The organism is Actinospongiicola halichondriae (assembly GCF_049103745.1).
GTDB lineage: Bacteria > Actinomycetota > Acidimicrobiia > Acidimicrobiales > Salinilacustritrichaceae > Salinilacustrithrix > Salinilacustrithrix halichondriae.
Genome location: NZ_CP171622.1, coordinates 1,074,905 through 1,100,361, shown reverse-complemented (window position 1 = coordinate 1,100,361; position 25,457 = coordinate 1,074,905). Strand labels below are relative to the sequence as shown.

Below are 25,457 nucleotides of genomic sequence, written 5' to 3'. Positions count from 1 at the left end.
CGTTGCGCGGTCAGATCCATACTCTGCGGGGCTTCACCAACACCGAGAGTGGTGGCTGCTGACCGTCCTACGGGGCGACGACGACTTCGGGCTTGACCGTTCCTTCGCGGTGGGGGCCGTAGACCGCCAGCAGCACGCCGTCCTGCGACTGGACCGCCCACGGCCCGTCGTGGTCGTCGGGCAGGCCGAGGCGGGCACGTTCGAGCGGCTTGCCGTGGCCGACGTCGACTGCGGTGGCCTGGTCGACGACGACCGTCGGTAGATCGCGCAGCGCCTCGGCGGGCGACAGCACGTGGTCGGGAGCGATCACGTCGTCGATGCGGTGGGCGTCGGACACGTCGTGCGACCCGGCTCGGGTCCGGCGCAGGTTGCGCAGGTGCGCTCCCCCGCCCAGTGCGGTCCCGACGTCGGCGGCCAACGTCCGGATGTAGGTCCCCGACGAGCACGTGACCTCGATCGGGAACACGCCGTCGTCGACCGGCTCGCCGACCGTGAACTCGTGGATCGTGATCGGCCGCGGCTCGCGCTCGACCTCCTTGCCCTCACGTGCGAGTTCGTGCAGCCGCTTGCCGTCGATCTTGATGGCCGAGACCATCGGCGGGATCTGGAGGATGTCGCCGGTCAGGTCGGCCGCAGCCGACCGGACCTCGGCCAGCGTGACGCCAGCCATGTCGTGGGTGGCGGTGACCTCGCCGGTGTCGTCGAGCGTGTCGGTCTCCGACCCGAGGACGATCTCGCCGACGTAGGTCTTCGGCAGCGCCGTGAGGAACCGGAGCAACCGCGTCATCGAGCCGACACCGACGAGCAGGAGTCCGGTCGCGGGTGGGTCGAGCGTTCCGGCGTGGCCGACCTTGCGGGTACCCAGCACGCCGCGCGACTTGGCCACGACGTCGTGGCTGGTCCAGCCCGGCTCCTTGTCGACGAGCACCAGCCCGTTGTGGGGCGAGGGCTTCGTGCGGCTCACTCGGACTCGGTGTCGGCGTCCGCGTCAGCGTCGCTGACCGCATCCTCGTCGTCGGCCGGGATGTCGAGATCGCGGAGGATCTCCTCGATGCGGCTCGCCTCGCGGTCGACCGTGTCGACATGGAACGACAGGATCGGCGTGCGACGGAAGTGCGTCTGCTTGTTGACCTCGGCTTGCAGGCGCGCACGGTGCTCCTGGAGCACCTCGAGCACGGTCTCGTCGGAGGCACCGATGTCGGACCAGTAGACCTTGGCGTGCTCGATGCCGGGGTCGACCTCGACCGCGGTGACGGTGAAGAAGCCGAGGCGCTCGTCGTCGATCCGCTCGATCTCCTCGGCGACGATCTCGCGCACGACCTCGTTGAGACGTGCCGTCCGGGGATAGCGACGGGCACCGGTCTGTCGTCGTCGAGCCATGGTCGCAGCCTGCCACAGGACTTGTCGTTTCCCACCCGCTCCGGCAGACCTGACGCGCCGTCAGATCCGATGCGCGATCCTGTGACATGACCGCCGGCACCAGCGCACCGCCAACCCCCTCGACCGACGAGCTGCTCGAACGGGCTCGGGGCCTGCGCTCCCTCCTCGTCGACGAGGCAACGGCGTCAGACGAGTCGGGCCACATGAGCCGGCCGGTGGCCGAGGCGCTGTTCGACTCCGGCCTGATGACCGCCGCGCTCCCCCAGGCGTGCGGCGGCGCCGAGGCCGACCTCGTCACCCAGGTGCTCCTGTTCGAGGAGCTCTCCGCTGCCGAGCCGGCCGCCGGTTGGAGCCACATGGCGTGCGCGACCTCGACGGCCTTCGCCGCCGCGTTCATGGCCGACGCCACCGAGATGTTCGCCGACGGTCGATCGGTCTGCGCCGGACAGTTCGCGCCCCGGGGCAGCTTCCAGGCCGTCGACGGCGGCTACCGCGTGACGGGCGAGTACGGCTTCGCCTCCGGATCGGGCCACGCCGCGTTCATCATGGCCGGAGGCGCCGTGCTCGACGCTTCGGGAGAGATGGTCTTCGGTGACGACGGCATGCCCGAGATGCGGGTGGCGGCGATCCCCCGCGACGAGGTCACCCTCGCCGGCGGTTGGCACGTGCTGGGCCTGCAGGGCACGGGAAGCCAGGACTACTCGGTCGACGACGTGTTCGTGCCCACCGGGCGGACGTTCGAACTCTTCAGTGAGTCGCCGCTGCGGGGCGGACCGCAGTTCTCGATCGGGATCATGCCCATGACGTCGGCCGGCCACGCCGGGTGGGCACTTGGCGTGTGCCGACGAGCGCTCGAGGAGATCGCGTCGCTCGCCGCGGTGAAGCAGCGGATGGGAGCCTCCGACGTCCTCGCCGCGCAGCAACTGTTCCAGAAGGAGTTCGGCGAGCAGACCGCGCAGTTCCGCTCGGCACGGGCCTACGTGCTGGAGGCCTTCGGCGCGATCCAGGCGGCAGCCGAGACCGACGGGTCGGCCACCCTCGAGCTCAAGGCCGACGTCCGGGTGTCGACCACGCACGCCACCCGTGTCGCCGCCGACGTCATCCTCTGGTGCTACCGACTCGGTGGCGGCGATGCCCTGCGCGACGGCCACCCGCTGCAGCGATGCATGCGCGACATCCTCGCCGGGACGCAGCACATCTTCGTCGACGACTCGACGTACGTGACCGCTTCACAGGTCTGGCTCGACCGGGTCGAGGGGTTCGTCTTCCTCTGAGGCCACGGTCGGCCCGCCGCCGTAAACGGATCACCGTCCTGCGGTGTGTGTGAGGGTGTGATCGTCGTGGCCGAGGTCTCCACCTTCGAGCAGTTCTTCCGAGCGCAGTACGCGTCGCTCGTCGCACTCGGCGCTGCGCTGACCGGCGATCGGGCGACCGGTGAGGACCTGGCGCAGGAAGCGCTGCGCATCACCCACGAACGATGGTCTGACGTCTCGAGATACGAACTCCCCATCGCCTTCACGCGCCGAGCGCTGATCGGTCGGGCGTCGAACGAGCGCCGACGGCGGGGGCGAGAGGGCCGGGCGCTGCGTCGGCTGGGAGCGATGCGGGGCGGCAGCAGCGGTCGGTCTGGGCCCGCTGTGCTCGATCCGCTGTGGTCCGAGGTCGCGTCGCTGCCGGCGCAACAACGGGCCGCCGTCGCGCTCCGCTACGTCGAGGACCTGTCGACAGCCGAGATCGCCGAGGCCATGGGCTGCGCCGAGGCGACGGCTCGTGTCCATCTGCACCGAGCCCACCGCACCCTGGCCGAGCGCTTGGGCGACACGTACGAATCCGACGACATCGAGGACGAGTCATGAGGATCCAGGACCGACTCCGTAACGAGGCCGAGCGCCTGCGACGTGACGTCGAGGCAGACGTCGACATCGACCGGGCATCGGGGTCGACGCCTTCCCGGGCCGCTCGTCGGCCCCGACCCGTCCTGCTGGTCGCTGCGGCGGCAGTCATCGCCCTCGTGGCGGTGATCGGAGTCGTCGTGGCCGGGGGCGACGACGAGCAACTCGTGGCTGATGGCGGCGAGGAAACGTCGACCAGCGCACCTCCTGTCCCGGTCGATGAGGCCGACGTTCCCGGGGATTCGCTCGGCGCGTTCCTCGACGCCTCGCAACTCGGCTCGATCGCGTTCCTGGGCATCGAGGACGCGTTCGTCGACCAATGGACAGCGTTCGGGTCGCCCGAGGAGATCCCGTCCGTCGACTTCACCGAGCGGGCGGTCCTGTCCTTCACGGTGTCAGCAGCAGCACGGTGTGGCGGCGCAGTCAGCGGCCTGGACCGCGACGGAGATTCGTTTCGCCCACACTTCTCGGAGCCCGTCGAGGCCTGTGATAGCTCGCTGTCGCCCGGCACCATCCTGCTCGCCGTCGATCGGGCCGACCTGCCGGCGACCTTCGACTTCGTGCTCGGCCAGACCTTGCTCGACGGCGAGGGCCCGTACGTCCTGATGGTCGACCAGTCCGAGAACTTCGCCTCGTTCACCCCGCCGCAGCCCGGGTCGAGTGGGTTGCCCGCCCCCGAGGGCCCCGACCTGGCGGCGCCCGAGCCCGGCCGGGAGATCACGTTCGACGGAGTCGGCGACGTCGCCCTCGGGCAGACCTTCGGACCGTCGGACTTCCAACGACACGAGAGTCCTGAGGCGACGTGCGGCTACTGGGGGCCGGGCGAGCCGACGCACGACGGCGACCAACCCCCCGGCGGCCTGGTGTCGATCGAGGGCGACGTCGGCACCGTCATCAGCATCGAGGTCTGGGAGAACCCCCGCTACCGGACCGCTTCCGGCGTCGGCGTCGGGACGACGCTCGAGAGTCTCCAGCGGATCTACGGCGACGACCTCGTGGTCGATCGGGCCGACGGCTGGGACGCACCGACCGACGGACTGCTCGCCTACTACCGCGACGTCGCTGCCGTGCAGAGCGGCGACCGGGCGCTGACCTTCTATCTCCAAGGCGATGCCGTCCAGACGGTGAAGGTCAGCGACGCCTCGTTCTGGGGCGACGACGAGGGGTGTGCCTAGGGGAGGGGAAATATCTCCAGAAACCCTTGCAAGGGTTGAAATGCACTGCTATTCTCGAACTCATGTTCGAGTCTGGCGTAGGCGTCCGAGATGTGGAGGTGCAGGAGCAGGCGATCGCCCTGCTCTGCTCCTCGCTCGATCCTGCGCTGATCCACGCCGATGACGTGTCCACCGTCTTCGATGCGCTGGTCCACATGCAGAAGTTGGTGACCGGCGCCGTGGTGCGGATGTCCGCCCGCTTCGACGAGGTGGGTGACTGGAAGCGCAACGGGTCACGATCCGCCGAGGACGAGATCGCCCGCAAGACCGGAACGTCCGTCGGGCGGGCCCGGCGTTCGCTGCAGACCAGCAAGAACCTGACCAACACCCCCGGCGTCGACAACGCGCTGCGGCAGGGCGACCTCTCCCCCGACCAGGCCGACGCGGTGTCGTCAGGGGCGTCGGCGTCCCCCGACGACGAAGACGAGCTCCTCCGCACTGCGAAGAAGGAGTCGCTCCAGACCTTGAAGCAGCGGGCCGCCGACGCACGAGCCCGAGCTGACAAGGATCGCGAAGCGACCCGCCGGCGTCACCACGCTGCCCGCCGCCTCCACCGGTGGAAGGACGAGGACGGCATGTACAACCTGCACCTCAAGCTCCCAGGCGAGATGGGTGCCGAGGTCGACGCCGCCTTGAAGCCCGGCATCGACCGTGCGTTTGCCGACGCTCGCGATGCCGGACGGTTCGAACCGCTCGAGGCCTACGCCGCCGACGTCGTCCATGGGCTGCTGACCGGGGCATCCGGTGGCGCCAGGTCCGGGTCCTCGGCTGTCCGGCCCGAGCGCAAGGTGATCGGCATCGTCGACGTCGCCGCCCTGAACCGTGGGCACATCCTCCCTGGCGAGACCTCGGTCATCGCCGGCGTCGGGCCGGTCTCCGTCTCCGCCATCCGCGCCATGCTCGCCGACGCCTTCGTGACCATCGTGTTCACCGACGGCAAGGACATCCGCAACGTCACCCACCTGGGTCGACAGGTCACCGCGCACCAGCGCACGGCGCTCGAACTACGGGGCTACTGCTGCGAGATCGACGGGTGCGGCAGCACCCACCATCTCGAGATCGACCACGTCACCGGCTGGACACTCACCCGCAAGACCGAGTTGGACGATCTCTGCTGGCTCTGTCCGCATCATCATCGGATCAAGACCCGGAAGCGACTCCGACTCGTCGGCCCGATCGGAGCCCGGCGCTACGCACCACCCGATCCCATGACCAACGACCCGCCACCGGGCGTGTCGATCCAGGACGACCTGTTCACCACCGCCCGCTGAGCAGGACAATCGATTCCGTCGAAGTACTCGGCCCGATCCGGGTGCTTCGACGCGTGCTGGCTGTTGTGCCGGTCGCTAGGCGGTGTCGACCCAGTAGCGCTCGGTGGCGACGACGTCGACTTCGGGGAACGACCACACGAAGCGGTCGACCGAGTCGAGGACGTCGTTCACCTGCGACACCGAGCTGGCGACGGTCGAGAACGCGAGGACGGCTTCGTCCCAGTCGCCCTGACGATCGACCTCGGCCGACGACACACCGAAGCGTCGGTGCGCGCCGTCCAGGATCGGCCGGATGACCGAGCGCTTCGCCTTCAATGAATCCCCGAGCGGGATCCGCAACTCGACCTCGAGCACGGCGCTCTTGAGCCCCATCAGGTCGGAGCGATTTCCTTCTCGTCGAAGGTCTCGATGATGTCGCCAGGCTTGAGGTCCTGGAAGTCCGACAGGCCGATACCGCACTCGAAGCCGGCACGGACCTCGGTGGCATCGTCCTTGAAGCGACGGAGCGACTGGATCGTGCCCTTCCAGATGATCGTTCCCTCACGGAGGAAGCGCACCTTGGAGTTCCGGGTGATGACACCGCTCTGCACCATGCAACCGGCGATCTTGCCGATGCGGGGCACGGAGAAGATCTCGCGGACCTCGGCGTCGCCGGTGACGACCTCTTCGTACTCGGGCTCGAGGAGACCGAGCACGGCGGCCTCGATGTCCTCGATCACCTTGTAGATGATCTCGTAGGTCCGGATCTCGACACCCTCGGCATCGGCGAGCTGGCGGGCCTTGCGGTCCGGGCGCACGTTGAAGCCGATGATGGTGGCATCGGCCGCAGCGGCCAACTGGATGTCGTTCTCCGTGATCCCACCGACACCGCGGTGCACGAAGCTGATCTTGACCTCGTCGCGTTCGAGCTTCTTCAGCGACTCGGTGAGTGCCTCGAGCGCACCGCTCACGTCGGTCTTGATCAACAGACCGAGGGTTGCGGCTTCGCCGGCCTGGATGGCCGAGAAGATGTCCTCGAGCTTGGCGCCGCCGCCGAGACCGGCGGCCTCGCGGCCGAGGTTGGCCTGACGGTGGTAGTGGTCGCGCTTGCCCGCGACATCCTTCATCGTCTTGTCGTCCGGAGCGACGACGAACTGATCGCCGGCGTCGGCCACATCACTGAGGCCGAGGACCTGGACGGGCACGGACGGGCCGGCTTCCTTGACCTGGTTGCCGTGATCGTCGATGAGGGCCCGGACACGACCGAAGGCCGCACCCGCCACGAGGGGGTCGCCGACCTTGAGGGTGCCGCGCTGGACGAGGACGGTGGCGACAGGGCCGCGACCGACGTCGAGATGCGACTCGAGGACGGTGCCGGCGGCACGACCCTCGGGATCGGCTCGGAGGTCTTCGACCTCGGCGACGAGGAGGAGGCTGTCGAGCAGATCGTCGACGCCGTCACCGGTGAGGGCGGACAGCTTGGCGAAGATCGTGTCGCCGCCCCACTCCTCGGGGATCAGGTCGTGCTCGGAGAGCTGCTGCATGACCCGCTCGGGGTTCGCACCCTCACGGTCCATCTTGTTGACCGCGACCACGATCGGGACCTCGGCCGCCTTGGCATGGCTGAGGGCCTCGAGGGTCTGGGGCATGACGCCGTCGTCGGCGGCCACGACCAGCACCACGATGTCGGTGGCGTCGGCGCCGCGAGCACGCATGGCGGTGAACGCCTCGTGACCCGGAGTGTCGATGAAGGTCAGCGCCTGGCCGTCCTTCGCCGCCTGGTAGGCGCCGATGTGCTGGGTGATGCCACCGGCTTCGCCTTCGGCAACGTTGGCCTGACGGATGTGGTCGAGGAGCTTGGTCTTGCCGTGGTCGACGTGACCCATGATCGTGACGATCGGGGGCCGATGCGGCGTGTCGTCGTCCTCGTCGTCGTCGTCTTCGCCCGATGAGCCGAAGAGCTCGTCGACGCCCAGACGCTTCTGGAGCTCGACCTCTTGTTCCTCGCCGGGATCGACGAGGCGGACCTCGGCGCCCAGCTCGGCGCTGAACAACTCGATCATGTCGTCGGTCAACGACATGGTCGCGGTGACCATCTCGCCCTGCTCCATGAGGAAGCGGACGACGTCGGACGCCGTGCGGTTGAACTTGGGACCGATGTCCTGCGGCGTGCTCGATCGCTCGATGACGATCTCGCCCTCGGGGATCGGCGCGTCGGCCGGCGTGAAGCTCGGAGCCTCGATCGGCTGGAGCTCGTCACGGTTGCGACGGCGACGACCACCACGGCGCTTCGGTGGGCGGCGACCGCCACCGGGACCGGGACGTCCACCACCGGGACCGCCACCGGGGCCACCGCCGGGGCGGGGGCCGCCACCGGGAGGCGGCGGGGTGTAGCGGACCTGGCCGGCTGCGCCACGACGGGCGGGACGGTTGCCGGGGCCGCTGGGCGACACCGGACCGCGACCGCCGGCGCCGGGGGGCGGCGGGATCGGCTTGCCCGACGCGGAGCGCGGGGGCGGCGGGATCGGCTTGCCCGACGCGGAGGTCGGAGGCGCCGTGGGCGACGAGGGCTTGGCGCCGGGATCGGCATGGGCCGCGGCGGGGCGCGACTCGGCCGGCTTCTCGGCAGCAGGAGCCTCGGCGGGCGGCGCGGGGGCGGCGGCCGGAGGCGGCGTCGGGGCGGCGCTCGGCGGCATCGGGGCAGCCGACGGCGGACGCGGTGCCGCAGCGGGCGGACGCGGAGCCTCGGCGGCGGGCGCTGCCGGCGGAGCCGGCGCTTCCTCGACCGGCCGGGGCGGCGGGCCGCTGCTGCCGCTCGATCGGACCATCTTGGTGGGCCGGACCGCAGGCGGGCGCGGGGCGCTCGACGGGTCGGGCCGCGGGGCGGCGGGCGCATCGCCGGCGGCGCGTGCCGGCGGGGCGGGAGCCGTCGGCGCAGCGGCGGGCGGGGCCGGCGTGGTGGGTGCCTCGGCGGCGGGCGCAGCGGCGTCGGGAGCGGGGCTCGCCGGTGCCTCGGACGCCGGAGCGGCCTTCTTGGCCGCAGCGGCCTTCTTCGGCGCCGCCTTCTTCGAGGACGCAGCCTTGGCCGGCACCTCTTCCTTGGCCGGTGCCGCTTCGGGCTCCGGAATCGGCTCCCGGATCAGGCCCTCGCGCTCGGCCTTGCGGCGCGCGCGGTCAGCCTGGGCCTCCACGATGCTGGAGGAGTGGCTCTTGACGCCGATCCCCAGGTCGTTGCAGAGGTCGACGGTTTCCTTGTTGCTGAGCCCGAGCTCTCGTGCGAGCTCGTACACCCTGATCTTCGATGCCAAAAGTCTTCGTTTCGCTGTGTTTCGGTTTGGGCGGTTACATGCGGTGAGATGCTGTCTGTCTGGGCGGGCCGTTCGGTGAGACCAGTCGCCGGTGCGTGACATCGGCCCGGGTCCTAGGAACCGAGCCGCAATTGATCATCCTCGCGCGTTCTGGGGCGGGGGACGAACCGAGGTGGCTGCGGTCTGGACTGCAGCCTCGACGGAACCAGGAACGATCGGACACCGGAATGCCCGTTCGAAGGCCTTGCGACGCACCGCTGCTTCCGCGCACTCGACGAGTGTCGCGGCACACAACCATGCGCCTCGTCCCGGCAGTGTAGGACCGAACTGGACGGTTCCCTCCTGCTGGACGAAGCGGGCGAGCGTGTCGGCGTCACCGATCCGGTGACACCCGACGCACGTCCGCTGCGGTGGATTCAGGTCGTCTCGTCTTCCGTCGGCTCCGCGGGCTCGGCCGCGACTGCGGCCTCCTCGGCGGGTGCAGGGGCGTCCTCGTCGGCAGCTTCCTCGGTCGAGGCCTCCTCAGCGGGAGCTTCCTCGTCGGCAGCAGCGACGTCCTCGGCGGGGGCTTCCTCGGTCGAGGCCTCCTCGGCGGGAGCTTCCTCGGCCGGCGTCTCCATGTACTCGGTGGCCGACACGGCCGGGCCGCCCTCGGCAGGCTGCCAGACCTGTTCGCCGGTCTCTTCGTCGACGACCCACTCGCCCTCGGCCCAGTCCTGCTCGGCGTAGGCGGCTTCGGCCTCGGCGAGCTGGGTCTCGGACTTGATGTCGATGGCCCAACCGGTCAGGCGGCCGGCGAGGCGGGCGTTCTGGCCCTCCTTGCCGATGGCCAGGCTGAGCTGGTGATCCGGAACGATCACCATGGCGGTGCCGCTCATCTCGTCGATGCGGACCTCCTTGACCCGTGCGGGCTGGAGGGCCTTGGCGACGAACTCGAAGTGATCCTCGGAGTAGGCGACGATGTCGATCTTCTCGCCCCGCAGCTCGGTCACGACCTGACGCACGCGGGAACCGCGGGCACCGACGCAGGCGCCGACCGGGTCGACGTTGGGCTGGTTCGAGGCCACGGCCATCTTGGTGCGGTGTCCTGGCTCGCGGGCGCAGGCCTTGATCTCGACGATGCCGTCGGCGATCTCGGGCACCTCGAGCTTGAACAGCTCGAGGATCAGGCCGGGGTGCGTGCGGGAGACGACGATCTGCGGGCCCTTGGCGGTCTTGCGGACCTCGACGATGTAGGCCTTGAGCCGGGCGTTGTTCTCGGGACGCTCGTGCGGGACCTGCTCGGCCTGGGGCAGCAGCGCCTCGACCCGACCGAGGTCGAGGAGGGTGTAGCGGCTGTCGTTCTGCTGGACGATGCCGGTGACGATGTCGCCCTCGCGGCCGGCGTACTCCTCGTACTTGAGCTCACGCTCGGCCTCGCGGATCCGCTGGGTCATGACCTGGCGGGCGGTCTGGGCGGCGATGCGACCGAAGTTCTCGGGCGTGACGTCGAACTCGTCGCCGATCGGCGTGCCCTCGATCTCGTCGAGTTCCTGGGCGAACACCCGGATGTCGAACGTGCCGGGATCGATGGTGACCCAGGCGTACTCGTAGGCATCGGGCATCCGCTTGTAGGCGGACTCGAGGGCATCGGCCAGCGCGGCCATGAGGGTGTCGACGGAGATGCCCTTCTCGGCAGCGAGGGCCTGGAGGGCGTCGAACATGTCGGAGCTGCTCATGATCGTTCTTTCTTGTTCTGGGATTGCTTCCCGGATCCGGATTTCCCCGGACGCGAGTTGGGCTTGGGCTCGGGGCCCCAGGAGAAGGTGGTGCGGGCCCGTTCGATGGTGTCGAGGTCGAGGGTGCGCTGCCCGCCGTCGTCCTCGAGTTCGACGGTCACCGTGGTCTCGTCGGACGCGATGATCGTGCCGCGCACGCGGCGCTCGCCCTCGGTGTCGGGCGTCGTGCGGATGGTGACGTCCTCGCCGACGGCACCGGCGTAGTGGCCGGGCGTTCGGAGCGGGCGTTCGAGGCCAGGACTCGTGACCTCGAGCGTGTAGCTGCCGCTGATGACGTCGCGTTCCTCGAGCTGTTCGCCCAGCTCACGGCTGATGGCGGTGAGCGTGTCGAGGTCGATGCCGCCTTGGCGGTTGATGGCCACGGACAACTTGCCGCCGTTGAAGGTCACGTCGTAGACGTCGGCACCCTCGGCGGCGGCGAGGGGTTCGGCCATGGTGTGGACGAGATCGGTCTTGGCCATGGGGTGAACTCCCTTCGAACACTCGGTGGACACGAAAGAAGCGTGGGCCCGAGGCCCACGCTCCGAGACTGGAACGAATTGCTGCGACGACTCTACCGCCTCCGTCCCAGCTGCGACGACCGCTAGTACGAGCGGGCGCAGATCGCGACGAGGTCGGCCTCGTCCTCGTTCGCCGGCACCGAGCCGTCGGCTCGCTGGATGCAGCGCACGGTGACGGCCTCGGCAGCCAGTTCCTTCTCGGCGTCGGCCACGACGCTCCAGGGCACGCGGGCGAACCCGGACTTGGCCGCAGCCAGGACCTCGGCCACCGACGTGGTGTCGGTCGTGTGGGCGTCGCGGAAGGCCAGCGCCTCGTCGTAGAGCGAGGTCTGGATCTCCTCGAGGAGACCCTTGATGGTCGCGGCAGCCATGTCGATCGGGACCGGACGCTTCTCGCCGGTGTCGCGACGGACGATGGTGACCTGGTTCTCGGCCACGTCGCGCGGGCCGATCTCCACCCGGACGGGGACACCCTTGAGCTCCCAGTCGGTCGCTCGACGCCCGAAGGGTGAGTCGACCTTGGCGTCGAGGCGCGACCGGATGCCGGCCTCGACCAGATCGTCGTGGAGCTTCGCCGCCACCTCGCCGGCGCCGTCCTCGTCGCGGATCAGGAGCACGGCGGCCTGGATGTGGGCCAGTGCCGGAGGGACCCGGAGGCCGTTGTCGTCGCCGTGGCACATGATGAGGCCACCGACCATGCGCGTGGAGGTGCCCCACGACGTGGTCCACGCCATCTCCTCCTGCCCATCGACACTCTGGAACTTGATGTCGAAGGCCTTGGCGAAGTTCTGGCCGAGCTCGTGCGAGGTCCCCATCTGGAGGGCCTTGCCGTCGCGCATCATCGCCTCGCACGCCATGGTGTTGATGGCGCCGGCGAAGCGGTCGTAGCTGGGCTTGATCCCGAGGAAGAGCGGCATCGCCAGGACGTTCTCCATGAAGTCGGCGTATGCCTCGTGCAGGATCCGGGTGGCGTAGGCGTTGGCGTCCTCGCGGGTCGTGTGCGCGGTGTGACCCTCCTGCCAGAGGAACTCGGTGGTGCGGAGGAAGATCCGGGGCCGCAGTTCCCAACGCACGACGTTGTTCCACGAGTTCAACAGGAGCGGCAGATCGCGGTAGCTCTGGGTCCACTTCGACATGAACTCGCCGATGACGGTCTCCGACGTCGGCCGGACGACGATGGGCTCCTCGAGCTCCTTGCCGCCGCCGTGGGTCACGACCGCCAACTCGGGAGCGAACCCCTCGACGTGATCGGCTTCCTTGGTCAGGTAGCTCTGGGGGATGAAGAGGGGGAAGTACGCGTTCTCGGCGCCGCAGGCCTTGATGCGATCGTCCATCTCGGACTGCATCCGCTCCCACAGGCCGTAGCCGTAGGGGCGGATGACCATCGTCCCGCGCACCGGGCCGTTGTCGGCCAGCTCCGCCTTGTTGATGACGTCTTGGTACCAGCGGGGGAAGTCCTCCGACTGGGGCGTGAGCACGGGTTTGCGAGCCATGGCATGCGAGGTTACGTGGCAGGGGCGGGCGGACCGGGATCGGTTCGGGGTCGGCCGCGGAGGTGGCAGGATCACCCGTCACGAGTGAGGGGTACCCCGGAGTCCATGTTCCAGATCCACCGCAGTGCGCGAGCCGATGCACTCGTCGACGCGCTCGTCGACGTCGTCACCGCGCCCACGGGCGATCCCTTCACCCCGGAACTGATCGCCGTCCCGACCCGGGGCGTCGAGCGCTGGCTCACGCACCGGATCGCGGCTGCGGCCGGCACCGGACCCGGGCGCGAGGACGGCGTCTGCGCCAACGTCGACTTCCCGTTCCCCGGGCGGCTGGTCGGCGACGTGCTCGCCGAAGCGAGCGGGGTCGACCGTCGCGAGGATCCGTGGCGTCCCGAGCGGCTGGTGTGGCCGCTGCTCGAGGTCATCGACGAGTCGATGGGGCAGGAATGGCTCGCCCTCCTCGCCACCCACCTCGGGTACGGGACCGGTACGTCGGCGGGCGACGACCTCCGCCAGGACCGACGCTTCGCCACCGCACGGCACCTCGCCGACCTGTTCGACCAGTACGGGATCCATCGCCCCGACCTCGTGCTCTCGTGGCTCGACCACCGCGGCGCGTCGCACCATGACGGGGTCGCGGACGACGCCCAGTGGCAGCCACGGCTGTGGCTGGCGCTCCGCGATCGGGTCGCCACGCCGAGCCCTCCGGAGCGCATCGCCCAGGCATGCGCGCGTCTGCGGGCCGGCACGATCGAGGTCGACCTGCCCGATCGGATCTCGCTCTTCGGACTGACCCGGCTGCCGGCCACCTACCTCGACGTGCTCCGCGCCATCGCGGTGAGCCGTGATGTGCACCTCTTCGCGCTCCACCCTTCGTCGACGTTGTGGGACCGTGTCGCAGCCACGTCGGTCCCCCCGCTCCCCCTGCCTCGCGCCGACGACCCGACGGCCGGCCTGGCCGAGAACCCGCTGCTGCGGACCTGGGGCACCGACACGCGTGAGATGCAGTTGGTGCTGACGGCGGCCGCCGACGCGGTGCACGCACATCATCCGATCGACGACGGCCCGCCGACATCCCTCCTGCAGCGCGTCCAGGCCGACGTCCGCGACGACCGAGCACCGGTCGGCCGGCCACGACCTGGGGTTGACGACGAGCGGCACGTGCTCGACGACCGGGATCGTTCGATCGAGGTCCACTCGTGTCACGGCCGGGCGCGCCAGGTCGAGGTCGCCCGCGACGCCATCTGCCACGCGCTCGCCGACGACTCGACGCTCGAGCCGCGCGACGTCATCGTGTTGTGTCCCGACATCGACAAGTTCGCGCCGCTGCTTCACGCCACGTTCGGTGCTGCTGCGCCGCGGCCGGACCCCGGCGCGCCGGCACCGCCCGAGCGCGGCGTCCCGTACCTCCCCTACCGCCTCGCCGACCGGTCGCTGCGTCAGACGAACCCCCTGCTCGCCTCGCTCGACACGCTCCTCGCGCTGGTCGACAGCAGGCTCACCGCCCCCGACCTCATCAGCTTCATCGGCCGAGAACCGGTGCGGACCCGGTTCCAGTTCGACGACGACGCGATCGAGCGCATCGCGGAGTGGACGTCGACCAGCGGGGCGCGATGGGGGCTCGACGGTGCACGTCGGGCCCGCTACCAACTCGCCGACGTCGACGCGAACACGTGGAGAGCGGGACTCGACCGCGTCCTGCTCGGCGTGGCGATGAGCACCGACGGATCGCGGTTGTTGGGCGGACGACTCCCCCTCGACGACGTCGAGAGCGGCGACGTCGACCTCGCCGGACGGTTCGCCGAGGTGCTCGACCGCATCGACACCGTCGTCGGCTCGGCGGCGGAAGCGCACCCCATCGGTGAATGGGTCGAACTGCTCGGCCGGAGCGTCGATCTCCTCATGGCCGCACGACCGGCCGATGCCTGGCAGCGCGTGCAGGTCGACCACGTCCTCCGCGAGGTGCTCGACGAGGCGACCGCCGACGGCGAGTCGGCGCAGGGGCCGCTGTCGTTGGCCGAGGTCCGTGCCCTCCTCCGCGATCGGCTGCGCGGCATGCCCACGCGCGCCGACTTCCGGACCGGAGCGATCACGATGTGCACCCTGGTGCCGATGCGGGCGGTGCCCCACCGCGTGGTCTGCATCCTCGGGCTCGACGACGGGACGTTCCCTCGTACGGGTCGCGCCGACGGCGACGACCTGCTGCGGCGACTCCCCCACGTCGGCGACCGCGACCCTCGCACCGAGGACCGCCAACTGCTCCTCGACGCACTCCTCGCGGCGACCGACCGGCTGATCATCACCACGACCGGCGCCGACGTGCGCACCAACGAGCCTCGACCGCCGGCGGTCCCGCTGTCGGAGTTGCTCGACGTGATCGACCGCACCGCGGTCACCAGCGACGGGGTCGACGGCGGTGCTGCCGTCACCACATCGCATCCGCTCCAGCCGTTCGACCCGGCGGCGCATCGCGTGGACGGAGACCGCGGTCCGTGGGCGTTCGACCTGGTCGGCCTGGCCGGCGCCCGTGCCGTACAGGCCCCCCGCTCGGCCGCGCCACGGTTCCTCCCCGTCACGCTGCCGCCGGCGCCGACCACCGCCGTCATCGCCCTCGACGACCTCGTGCGCTTCGTGCAGCATCCGGTGCGCGAGTTCCTCCGGCAGCGCCTCGGCCTCAACGTCTGGGAGGACGACGACGCGCTCGACGATGCGATCCCCGTCGAACTCGACGCGCTCCAGCGATGGGCGATCGGTCAACGCCTGCTCCAGCGACTGCTCGCCGGCGACGAGATCGAAGCGGCCGTCGAGGCCGAACTCGCGGTCGGGGCGCTCCCTCCGCAGGCGATGGGCCGGGCGACGATCGAGTCGATCGAGGGAATCGCCAGCCGGATCCACGCTGTCGCCGAGTCGGTCGACGCCGCCGGGGTGACGTCGTCGGTGGAGATCGACGTCCCACTGGGTGAGGTCGACGCGCTCGGAAGCGTGTCGCTGGTCGGGACGGTGACGGGCATCCGGGGAGACGCCACCAGCCAGGTGTCCTTCAGCAGCATCGGCGCCCGCCAGCGGCTGGTTGCGTGGGTCCGGCTGCTGGCGCTGTCGGCCGCTCGACCGGAAAGCCCCTGGCGGGCGCTCACCGTCGGCAAGCAGCGCAACGGCGGCGGCGTGGTCGAGGTGGGGCCGATCGACGGACCGCCGGATCGACGGCGAGAGGTGGCGATCGGCCACCTGACCGACCTCGTGCGACTCCGCAGCCAAGGCCTGCGCGAGCCGCTCCCGATCCCGTGCAAGACGGCCGGAGCGTGGGCCGAGGCACGTGCTCGCGGCCGGGAGCCCGAGAAGTCCGCGGCTCGTGACTGGGAATCCAACCACCGGTTCCCGGGCGAGGACGCCGACCGCAGCCACCAGATCGTGTTCGGCGGCGTCCGTCGTCTCGACGAACTGGTCGCGATGGAACCCACGGCAGCCGAACGAGGCGAGGGCTGGGCCGAGGACGAACCCTCCCGACTCGGACGCCTCTCCCGTCGACTGTGGGATCCGTTGCTCGCAGTGGAGCGTCGGCGATGAGCACCACGACGATCGCCGGGATCGCTCCGGGCATCACGGTGATCGAAGCCAGCGCCGGCACCGGCAAGACCCACCGGGTCACCTCGTTGGCCGTCGAGGCCGTGGCCGACGGACTCCCCGTCGACGCACTGCTCCTCGTGACGTTCACGCGTGCGGCGACGGGCGAACTCCGCGACCGCGTCTGGCAACGGTTGGTCGCGACCGAGGCGGACCTCGCGACCTTCCTCGCCGTCGGGGTCTTGCCCGCCGACGAGGTGAGCCAGCGGCTCTGCGAGGGCGACCCGGCCACCGTGCAGCTCCGCCGCGATCGACTCCGCGGCGTCGTCGCCGAGTTCGACGCCGCCACCATCGCCACGATCCACGGCTTCTGCGAGCAGGTGCTCAGCCGTGTCGGCTTCGCCGGCGACGTCGAGCGCGACGTCGAGTTCCTCGAGGACCCGAGGGACCTCACCGAGCAGGTCGTCGACGACCTCCTCGTGCAGCGGTTCCACAAGGACGTGGCGTTCACGTTCGAGCGTGGCATCGCTCGCCAGATCGCCGACGAGGTCATCACCAACCCCCACGCTCGGATCGTCCCCGGCCCCGACGACGAGAGCCCCTGGGGAGCGATGCGCTCGCGCTTCGCCGCCGCCGTCCGCAAGCGACTCGAACAGCGCAAGCGCGAGCTGCGGGTCATCGGCTACGACGACCTGCTGACCCGCCTCGAGCGAGCGCTGTCGGGGCCCCAGGCCGACGTGGTCCGGGGTCGTCTCGAGGAGCAGTACCGCCTGGTCGTGGTCGACGAGTTCCAGGACACCGACGTGGTGCAGTGGCACATCCTGCGCGATGCCTTCACCGGGTCCCGCACGTCGCTGGTGCTCGTCGGCGACCCCAAGCAGGCGATCTACGCGTTCCGGGGTGCCGACGTCCACGCCTACCTCGCCGCGAAGGATGGCGCCGAGAAGACCGAGGCGCTGACCACCAACTGGCGCAGCGACGCCGGACTGCTCCGCGGACTCGATGCCGTGTTCGGCGAGTCCACGCTCGGGCATCCCGACATCGCCTACGTGTCGACGAACGCTGCGCCCCATCACCAGGAATCGCGCCTGGTCGGCGATCGCCGGACCACGCCACTGCGGATCCGACACGTCCGCCGCGACGTGGGCGGCGCGGCGCACACCCCCAACAGCGGCGACCTCCAGATGGACTGGGCGCGCGCGTTCGTCGCACGCGACCTCGCCACCGACGTCGTCCTCCAACTCTCCGGCGATGCGACCCTGATCGAGCGCCGGCCCGATGGCTCGGAGTCGACACGGCCGATCCGGCCTGGCGACATCGCCGTGCTCGTCCAACGCCACAAGGACGCCGACCTCGTCCGCGACGCGCTGGCCGAGGTCGGTGTGCCCACGGTGGTCAACGGCGCGGGAAGCGTGTTCGACACCGTCGCCGCGCGCGAGTGGCTGGCGTTGCTCGAGGCCATCGAGCAGCCCGCAGCGACGACCCGGGTGCGGAGTGCCGCGATGACGGCGTTCTTCGGGTGGACCGCAGAGCAGGTCGCGACCAACGACGACGCCGCCTGGGACCAGGTCCACGGACGGCTCCACGAGTGGCGTCAGGTGCTGGCGGCCCATGGCGTCGCCGCGCTGTTCGAGCAGGTCAACGGCAGTGAGCAGCTCCCCGGGCGCCTCCTCGGTGTCCTGGGGGGCGAGCGCACCCTCACCGACATCCGCCACGTCGCCGAGTTGCTGCACCAGCACGGGACGGCGGCCGACACCGCTCCGTCGACGTTGATCGCGTGGTTGCGCGAACGGATCCGGCACAGCGAGCGAGAGGGAGACGCCGAGGCGCAGAGTCGTCGGCTCGACACCGACGCGCAGGCCGTGCAGGTGTGGACGATTCACCGCAGCAAGGGACTCGAGTTCCCGATCGTGCACGTGCCGTTCCTGTGGCGTCCTGCGTGGATCCCGCCCGACGCCCCGCCGCTGTACCACGACCCCGTCGACGGCGAACGCTGCATCGACGTGGGTGGGAGCCGCCGCGGGCACCAGGAGAACATCGATCGACACATCGCGGAATCACGTGGCGAGGAACTCCGTCTGGCCTACGTGGCGCTGACCCGGGCGAAGCACCAGGTCGTGGTGTGGTGGGCATCGACGTACGGAGCGTTCGAGTCGCCGCTGGGCGCACTCCTCCTCGACCCGCGACGGTCCTCGGGAGAACAGCCCCGCACGCCGGACGACGACAAGGCGCGCACGATCCTCGACCTCGTGGCGGCGTCGGCGCCCGGCGACGTGGCGATCGAGGTGGCCAGCGGCGGAACCGGGGTCACGTGGCAGCCGGCCGACGAGACCGCCGATTCCCTCGGCGTTCGCCGGTTCGGACGGGACGTCGACACGTCGTGGCGCCGGACCTCGTACTCGGCGCTGACGGCCGCGGCCTACGAAGCCCATGCCGGCGGATTCGCCCCGGAACACGACGACCGTGGGATCGAGGACGAGCGCCTGACCATCGACACGACCTCCCCCGCCGGGTCGGACGACGACCGCGAGGAGACGCTGCGCTCCGTGCCCTCGGTGTTCGGGGAGATGGCCGGCGGCGCCCGCTTCGGCACCCTCGTCCACGCCGTGCTCGAGGAGGTCGACTTCACGGCCTCTGACCTCCCGGGCGAGATCCGTTCGACCCTGTCGGCCGCCCACAAGAGCGGCCACGACGAGATCGACGCCGACCGCCTGGTGGCCGGTCTCGTCGCCGCCGTCCACACCCCACTCGGCCCGATCATCGACGATCTGGCCCTACGGGATGTCGCGCCTGCGGACCGTCTCGACGAGATGCACTTCGAACTTCCCCTCGTCGGCGGCGACCGACCGAACGGCGCCGACCGGTTGTCGGTCGACGCCATCGCCGATGTCGTCGCCCGCACGCTGCCCGACGACGACGTCCTCCACGGCTACGACGAACACCTGCGAGCACCGGAGCTCGACCAGACCGTCCGGGGCTATCTCAGCGGCTCCATCGACATCGTGCTCCGCTCCGGCTCCCGCTTCTACGTGGTCGATCACAAGAGCAACTGGTTGGGTGTCGACGGGGAAGAACTGTCGGCGTGGCACTACCGCCCCGACGCACTCCGCGATGCGATGGTGGCCGCCCACTACCCGCTGCAGGCAATGCTGTACTCCGTCTCGCTGCACCGGTTCCTCCGCTGGCGCCAGCCCGACTACGACCCGGCGACGCACCTCGGTGGGGTCCTGTACCTGTTCCTGCGCGGCATGGTCGGCCCCGACACCCCTCGGGTCGACGAACAGCCCTGCGGGGTCTTCGCGTGGAAGCCGCCGGTCGCGCTGGTGACCGGGCTCTCGGACGTGTTGGACCGCGGCCGCGACGAGGCGGCCCGATGACGCAGCCGCTGACCGTGGTCGACCTCGATGGTGCTCGGCGAGCGCACGCAGCCGCTGGGCTCCTCGGAGCATTCGCAGAGGCCACGGTGCTCGATGCCGCCGACGTCCACGTCGCGCGTGCCCTCGTCCGGCTCGCGGAGTCGGAGGACGACACTGCGGGACTGGTGGCGCTCGGCATCGCCTTCGCCGTGCGTGCCGTGCGACTCGGAAGCGTCACCGTCGACCTCGCCACCATCGCCACGACGGCCACGGTCGACGAGGGCGTCGACATCGATGTGACGGCACTCCCGTGGCCCGACCCGGTCGCATGGGTCCGGGCGGTCGAAGCGTCGCCGCTGGTCGCGGTCGGTGACGACGCCCCCGATCGAGTCGAGGCTGACGCTCGTCCAGTGCGACTGCTCGGGACCCGGTTGGCACTCGACCGGTACTGGCGCCACGAGCGAGCGATCGTCGCCGACGTCCTCGGCCGGATCGAGACGACGGTTCCCGAGATCGACGGCGCCGCGCTCGCCCGCGGTCTCGCTCGCCTGTTCCCCGACGACGGGCCGGACGCGCAGCGAGCCGCAGCCGAGACCGCTGTCCGGCGCTCGTTCTCCGTCATCGCCGGCGGACCGGGCACCGGCAAGACCACCACGGTCGCGGCCGTGCTCGCGCTGCTGCACGAGCAGGTCGCTGCCGGCGGCACGCCACCGCGCATCGCGCTCGCCGCGCCGACGGGCAAGGCGGCGGCTCGCCTCACCGAGGCGGTGCACGCCCAGGCGCTGCGACTCGACCTCGAACCGGCGATCCGTGACGCCATCCTCGCCACCGAGGCCTCGACGATCCATCGCCTGCTGGGTCGGGCGCCGGGGAGCAACAGTCGGTTCCGCCACGACCGGACGAACCAACTGCCGCATCAGGTCGTGATCATCGACGAGACGTCGATGGTCTCGCTGTCGTTGATGGCACGTCTCATCGAGGCCGTGCGCCCCACCGCCCGACTGGTGCTCGTCGGCGATCCTCAGCAGCTCGCGTCGGTCGAGGCGGGCGCGGTGCTCGGCGACCTCGTCGGTCCGGCGGTCGACGACGACGACGCACACGGCCCGTTGGCCGAAGGCATCGTCGTGCTCCGGACCGTGCACCGGTTCGCCGGCGGCATCGGGACCCTCGCCCGCGCCATCGAGGGCGGCGACGCCGACGCGGTCGTCGGCCTCCTCACCGAGGGAGCCGAGGGCGTCACGTGGCTCGACCACGATGCCGGCACCGACGCGCACGACGGCCCGGTCGACTCGGCCGTCCGAGCGGCGATCGTCGGTCCCGCGACCGACGTCGTCGAGGCCAGCCGCCGAGGCGATGCAGCGGCAGCGCTGGCGGCCATGCGGCGGGTCCAGTTGCTCTGCGCCCACCGCCGGGGACCCCACGGCGTGTCGACATGGCGCAGCCGGATCGAGGGGTGGCTGACCCAGTCGATCGACGGGTACACGCCCCACGGCTGGTACGCCGGGCGGCCGCTGCTGATCACCGCCAACGACTACAACCTCGGGCTGTTCAACGGCGACACCGGCGTGGTCGTGGCCACCGAGACCGATCGGTTGGCCAGCGCGTTCGAACGGCGGGGCGAGATCGTCCACGTGTCCCCCACCCGACTCTCCGCCGTCGAGACGCTCTACGCGATGACCATCCACAAGAGCCAGGGCTCGCAGTTCGAGCAGGTCGTGGTGATCCTCCCCGACGAGTCGTCGCCGATCCTGACCCGCGAACTCCTCTACACCGCCGTGACCCGGGCCGAGACCTCGGTGACCCTCGTCGCGACGGAGGCATCGGTACGGGCCGCGGTCGACCGCCCGGTCAGCCGAGCCTCCGGCCTCCGCGACCGCCTCTGGCCCTGACCCCTTGTTCGTTCCGGGTGCGCGATCGGGACGCTGAGCGTCCCGATCGCGCACCCAGAACCAGAAATCAGGGCCAGAACCAGGAACTGGGGTCAGTCACGGTGCTTGCGGATGAGGTCGACGACTTGTTCCGACATGTTGGCGTCGTCGCCCTGCTCCTCGAGCAGGAGGGCTCGATCGGCCTCGGCGGCCTCCTTGGCGGCGGTGAGGTCGGCCTTCGCCATCGCCTTCTCGACACCGTGTTCGTGCATGAAGGTCGCCCACTCGACCAGCGTGTCGACCATCTCGTCCTCGGGGACGACCGCCACGTTGGTGCCGCGGACGAAGAGGTGGCCACGCTTGTTGCCGGCGGCGATCCCGATGTCGGCGTCGCGTGCCTCGCCCGGCCCGTTGACGACACAACCCATGACCGCGACCTGGAGCGGGATCTCGAGATCACCGAAGGCGGCTTGCGCTTCCTCGGCGACCTTGTAGACGTCGATCTCGGCCCGACCACACGACGGGCAGGCGATGAGGTCGACGTTCTTGCGCTCACGCAGACCCAGCGCCTCGAGCAGTTGGCGTCCGGCCTTGGCTTCCTGCACCGGGTCGGCGGTGAGCGAGTAGCGGATGGTGTCGCCGATCCCCTCGGCCAACAGGGTGGCGATGCCGGCCGTGGCCTTGATGAGGCCACCGGGCGGCGGACCGGCTTCGGTGACGCCGAGGTGGAGCGGGTAGTCGACGGTGTCGGCGAGGAGGCGGTACGCCTCGATCATCAGCGGCACCGACGACGCCTTCACCGAGATCTTGATGTCGTCGAAGCCGACGTCCTCGAAGTGACCGATCTCGATCTTGGCCGATTCGACCATGGCCTCGGCCGTGACCTTGTCGCCGTACTTCTCGTAGAGCTCCGGATCGAGCGAGCCGCCGTTGACGCCGATGCGGATCGGCACGCCCCGGTCCTTGGCCTCCATCGCGACGGCCTTGATGTGCTCCGGCTTACGGATGTTGCCGGGGTTCAGTCGCAGGCAGTGGACGCCGGCCTCGAGCGCCTCGAGCGCTCGCTTGTACTGGTGGTGGATGTCGGCGACGATCGGCACCGGTGAGCGCGGGATGATGCGTGCCAGGCCCTCGGCGGCCTCGGGCTCGTTGCACGTGCAGCGGACGATGTCGCAACCGGCCGCCGCCAGCGCGTAGATCTGCTGGAGGGTCCCGTCGACGTCGGCCGTCTTGGTGATCGTCATCGACTGAACGGTGATCGGTGCGCCGCCCCCGACGGGGACGTCGCCGACCATGATCTGCCGCGTCTCGCGACGCGGGTAGGACGATTCGCCGATCTCCACGGGCGCCTAGACCGCGTCGAGGATGTCGAGGTAGGTGGTCGTCACGAAGACGAGTCCCAGCAACACGAACATCGCGTAGGCGACGGGGATCAGACGGCGGTAGTCGATGATGTGGCGCTTGCCGCGTCGTCCCTCACGGATTCGCTCGTACACGGCGACGACCACATGGCCTCCGTCGAGCGGCGGGAACGGCATCAGGTTGATGATCCCGATGGTGATGTTGATCTGCGCGTAGAAGAGGAGGAATCCCCACAGGCCGGCGTCGGTGATGTCGGAGCCCAGACGGACCGCGCCGACGAGCGACATCGGTCGATCGGCGACGTCCTCGGCGACGGCGCTGCCGCCGGTGACCGCGGACACGGTGTCGTTGCTCGTGTCGGCGTTCACGACGACGTCACTGAAGTCGTTGAGGCCGGAGGGCGAGAAGAACCGACCGAGGAACCCGAAGACCTCACCGCCGATGTACTTGAAGTCGGAGGCGGCGTCGCCGACCGCGTCGATGGGGCCCACGGTGGCGAGCGGTCGCTCCGGCGGGACCCGCGACACGCCGAGGGACCCGCGCGTTCCGCCGTCAGGGTCGGCGATCTCCTGCAGGTCGACCTGCACGGTCGAGACGGCCCCGCCGCTGAGGATCGTCAGTTCGACCTGGTCGTTCGGCTGCTCCCCGATCTCGGCCCGGAACTGGTTCCAGTTGTCGACCGGCACGCCGTCGAGTTCGAGGATCGTGTCGCCCGGCTGGAGGCCGACGGCGGCTGCGGCGGAGTCGCCGAGCACGCGGTCGATCACCGGGGCGGGCTCGACCACCGTGTCGGGATCGAAGTCCCGTCCGCCGGGGATGCCGACGATCGCGAAGACCACGACGAGGGCGATGAACGCCTGGGCGAAGTGCATACCCGAGCCGGCGACGGCGAGGATGAATCGCTTGGGGAACGAGGCCTGACGATAGGTCCGCGGCTCGTCGGCGGGGTCGTGGGTGTCGTCGAGGCTGTTCATCCCGATGACCCGGACGTAGGCACCGGCGGGGATCGCCTTCAGCCCGTACTCGGTCTCGCCCCGCTGGAACGACCAGATGCGCGGCCCGAAGCCGATGAAGAACTCGGTGACCTTCATCCCGGCCCAGCGAGCGGCGAGGTAGTGGCCGAGCTCGTGGAGGAAGATCATCACCACGACCGAGAGGATCACGATGACCATCGACAGCCCGCCGAAGTAGCCGGCGACCGCGAGGAGTGCCGCGAGGATGCCGAGCTTCGCCGGCGAGGATCCCTCGGCAGCGGGCTCCGCCGGTCGACCCTCGGGGGCCGGCGGCGTCGGCGGATGCTCTGGCTTCTGGAGATCGGTCACGAGCGGAACCCTGTGTCGGTGAAGCGGGCGTCGATGATGTCGGCGGCGACCCGTCGGGCAGATGCGTCGGCGTCCAGGACCTGGTCGAGGGTGTCGGCGCTCCCTCCATCATGCCGGTCGAGGACCGCATCGAGTACGTCAGGGATGTCGACCCAGCGAATCCGCCCGTCGAGGAACGCCTGGACGGCCACCTCGTTGGCGGCGTTCAACGTCGCCGGGGCCGATCCTCCGGCCCGTCCGGCCCGGTAGGCCAACCCCAGACACGGGAAGGCCTCGAGGTCCGGTGGCTCGAAGTCCAGTCGCCCGACCGCGGTCCAGTCCATGGCACCGAAGGGCGTCCCGATGCGATCCGGGTAGGCCAGGGCGTAGGCGATCGGCAGGCACATGTCGGGCATCGAGAGCTGGGCGATCGTGGCACCGTCGGTGTACTCGACCATCGAGTGGACGATCGACTGCGGGTGCACGACGACGTCGATGTCGTCGTAGGAGACACCGAACAACTCGTGGGCCTCGATGACCTCGAGCCCCTTGTTCATCAGCGTCGACGAGTCGATGGTGATCTTGGGGCCCATGCTCCAGGTCGGATGAGCGAGGGCGTCGTCGATCGACACCTCGGCCAGTTCGTCACGGGTCCGGCCACGGAAGGGGCCGCCCGACGCGGTGAGCACCACCCGCTCGATGCGCTCGTCGTTGTCGTTGGCCCGCAGGCACATGTGCACGGCGCAGTGCTCGGAGTCGACCGGCACCAACTCGGCGCCGGGGGTCTGGCGGGCCTGTTGCACCACCGGCGCAGCGGCGATGAGCGACTCCTTGTTGGCCAACGCGAGCCGCTTGCCGGCGTGGAGCGTGCCCAGGGTGACGGGGAGGCCGGCGAAGCCCACGACACCGTTGACACACACGTCGGCTGCGCTGCTGATGTCGGCCAGCGCGTCGGGCCCGGCGTGGACCTCGGTACCGGGAGGGACGGCATCGGCGAGCTCGGAGGCTCGCGAGTCGTCGGCGATGGCCACGACCTTGGGCCGGATGGCGTGGGCCTGCTCGGCCAGCAGCTCGACCGAGCTGTTGGCACCGATGGCGACGACCTCGAACCGGTCGGGTTCGGCGGCGACGACCTCGAGTGTCTGGGTGCCGATGGAACCGGTCGAACCGGCGATGGAGACAGTCGTCGTCACAGCC

General features: G+C 70.2%; 18 protein-coding genes. 7 read left to right on the top strand and 11 right to left on the bottom strand.

Features of this window, described 5'->3' with window-relative positions; genetic code table 11:
* Window positions 1-67: 67 nt before the first annotated feature.
* Window positions 68-964: a tRNA pseudouridine(55) synthase TruB gene (gene truB / locus AB8619_RS05580; protein WP_436795470.1), complete on the bottom strand. Its 897-nt coding sequence runs from the start codon at window positions 962-964 to the stop codon at window positions 68-70.
* A complete protein-coding gene (rbfA, locus tag AB8619_RS05575) occupies window positions 961-1,380 on the bottom strand; it encodes a 30S ribosome-binding factor RbfA (protein WP_436795469.1) in 420 nt (139 codons plus the stop codon). Before rbfA ends, truB begins: the two co-directional genes overlap by 4 nt.
* An 86-nt stretch (window positions 1,381-1,466) precedes the next feature.
* On the opposite strand from rbfA, the gene AB8619_RS05570 reads away from it, so the two are divergent.
* The 4 genes from AB8619_RS05570 to AB8619_RS05555 all read left to right on the top strand — a co-directional run bounded on the left by AB8619_RS05570 (window position 1,467) and on the right by AB8619_RS05555 (window position 5,757).
* Window positions 1,467-2,654: an acyl-CoA dehydrogenase family protein gene (locus AB8619_RS05570; RefSeq protein WP_436795468.1), complete on the top strand. Its 1,188-nt coding sequence runs from the start codon at window positions 1,467-1,469 to the stop codon at window positions 2,652-2,654.
* A gap of 66 nt (window positions 2,655-2,720) precedes the next feature.
* Window positions 2,721-3,236, top strand: coding sequence for a sigma factor-like helix-turn-helix DNA-binding protein (locus tag AB8619_RS05565; protein WP_436795467.1), 516 nt, complete (start codon window positions 2,721-2,723; stop codon window positions 3,234-3,236).
* The gene (locus AB8619_RS05560) at window positions 3,233-4,447 is read left to right on the top strand and encodes a hypothetical protein (RefSeq protein ID WP_436795466.1); all 1,215 of its coding nucleotides are present in this window, start codon (window positions 3,233-3,235) and stop codon (window positions 4,445-4,447) included. Before AB8619_RS05565 ends, AB8619_RS05560 begins: the two co-directional genes overlap by 4 nt.
* Window positions 4,448-4,509: 62 nt before the next feature.
* On the top strand, window positions 4,510-5,757 hold the full coding sequence (locus AB8619_RS05555; protein WP_436795465.1) for a DUF222 domain-containing protein: 1,248 nt from the start codon (window positions 4,510-4,512) through the stop codon (window positions 5,755-5,757).
* 75 nt (window positions 5,758-5,832) lie between these two features.
* Here the strand turns inward: AB8619_RS05555 and AB8619_RS05550 are convergent, their stop codons facing one another.
* The 6 genes from AB8619_RS05550 to proS all read right to left on the bottom strand — a co-directional run bounded on the left by AB8619_RS05550 (window position 5,833) and on the right by proS (window position 12,815).
* Window positions 5,833-6,129 carry a DUF503 domain-containing protein gene (locus AB8619_RS05550; protein ID WP_436795464.1) on the bottom strand — a complete coding sequence of 99 codons (297 nt, stop codon included), beginning with the start codon at window positions 6,127-6,129 and terminating at the stop codon, window positions 5,833-5,835.
* Window positions 6,129-9,026: a translation initiation factor IF-2 gene (gene infB, locus AB8619_RS05545; RefSeq protein ID WP_436795463.1), complete on the bottom strand. Its 2,898-nt coding sequence runs from the start codon at window positions 9,024-9,026 to the stop codon at window positions 6,129-6,131. The genes AB8619_RS05550 and infB overlap by 1 nt, the downstream gene beginning before the upstream one ends.
* Window positions 9,027-9,179: 153 nt before the next feature.
* The gene (locus AB8619_RS05540) at window positions 9,180-9,464 is read right to left on the bottom strand and encodes a YlxR family protein (protein WP_436796349.1); all 285 of its coding nucleotides are present in this window, start codon (window positions 9,462-9,464) and stop codon (window positions 9,180-9,182) included.
* Window positions 9,461-10,762, bottom strand: coding sequence for a transcription termination factor NusA (nusA, locus tag AB8619_RS05535; protein ID WP_436795462.1), 1,302 nt, complete (start codon window positions 10,760-10,762; stop codon window positions 9,461-9,463). The genes AB8619_RS05540 and nusA overlap by 4 nt, the downstream gene beginning before the upstream one ends.
* A complete protein-coding gene (rimP, locus tag AB8619_RS05530) occupies window positions 10,759-11,283 on the bottom strand; it encodes a ribosome maturation factor RimP (RefSeq protein ID WP_436795461.1) in 525 nt (174 codons plus the stop codon). The genes nusA and rimP overlap by 4 nt, the downstream gene beginning before the upstream one ends.
* Window positions 11,284-11,405: 122 nt before the next feature.
* Complete coding sequence (gene proS, locus AB8619_RS05525; RefSeq protein WP_436795460.1) at window positions 11,406-12,815, bottom strand: proline--tRNA ligase; 1,410 nt, start codon at window positions 12,813-12,815, stop codon at window positions 11,406-11,408.
* Window positions 12,816-12,920: 105 nt separating this feature from the next.
* Between proS and recC the strand changes: the two genes are divergently transcribed.
* From recC to recD, 3 genes are read left to right on the top strand one after another with little or no spacing between them, the layout of a single operon-like run.
* Window positions 12,921-16,376, top strand: a complete 3,456-nt coding sequence (gene recC / locus AB8619_RS05520; RefSeq protein ID WP_436795459.1) for an exodeoxyribonuclease V subunit gamma — start codon at window positions 12,921-12,923, stop codon at window positions 16,374-16,376.
* Window positions 16,373-19,750 carry a UvrD-helicase domain-containing protein gene (locus tag AB8619_RS05515; RefSeq protein ID WP_436795458.1) on the top strand — a complete coding sequence of 1,126 codons (3,378 nt, stop codon included), beginning with the start codon at window positions 16,373-16,375 and terminating at the stop codon, window positions 19,748-19,750. The genes recC and AB8619_RS05515 overlap by 4 nt, the downstream gene beginning before the upstream one ends.
* Complete coding sequence (gene recD / locus AB8619_RS05510; RefSeq protein ID WP_436795457.1) at window positions 19,747-21,618, top strand: exodeoxyribonuclease V subunit alpha; 1,872 nt, start codon at window positions 19,747-19,749, stop codon at window positions 21,616-21,618. Before AB8619_RS05515 ends, recD begins: the two co-directional genes overlap by 4 nt.
* Before the next feature lie 92 nt (window positions 21,619-21,710).
* Here recD and ispG read toward each other — a convergent pair whose 3' ends face one another.
* The 3 genes from ispG to AB8619_RS05495 are packed head-to-tail and all read right to left on the bottom strand — an operon-like array spanning window position 21,711 to window position 25,453.
* The gene (gene ispG, locus AB8619_RS05505; protein WP_436795456.1) at window positions 21,711-22,940 is read right to left on the bottom strand and encodes a flavodoxin-dependent (E)-4-hydroxy-3-methylbut-2-enyl-diphosphate synthase; all 1,230 of its coding nucleotides are present in this window, start codon (window positions 22,938-22,940) and stop codon (window positions 21,711-21,713) included.
* A 6-nt stretch (window positions 22,941-22,946) separates the two neighbouring features.
* Window positions 22,947-24,281, bottom strand: coding sequence for a M50 family metallopeptidase (locus tag AB8619_RS05500; protein WP_436795455.1), 1,335 nt, complete (start codon window positions 24,279-24,281; stop codon window positions 22,947-22,949).
* Window positions 24,278-25,453, bottom strand: coding sequence for a 1-deoxy-D-xylulose-5-phosphate reductoisomerase (locus AB8619_RS05495; RefSeq protein ID WP_436795454.1), 1,176 nt, complete (start codon window positions 25,451-25,453; stop codon window positions 24,278-24,280). The genes AB8619_RS05500 and AB8619_RS05495 overlap by 4 nt, the downstream gene beginning before the upstream one ends.
* Window positions 25,454-25,457: the final 4 nt, after the last annotated feature.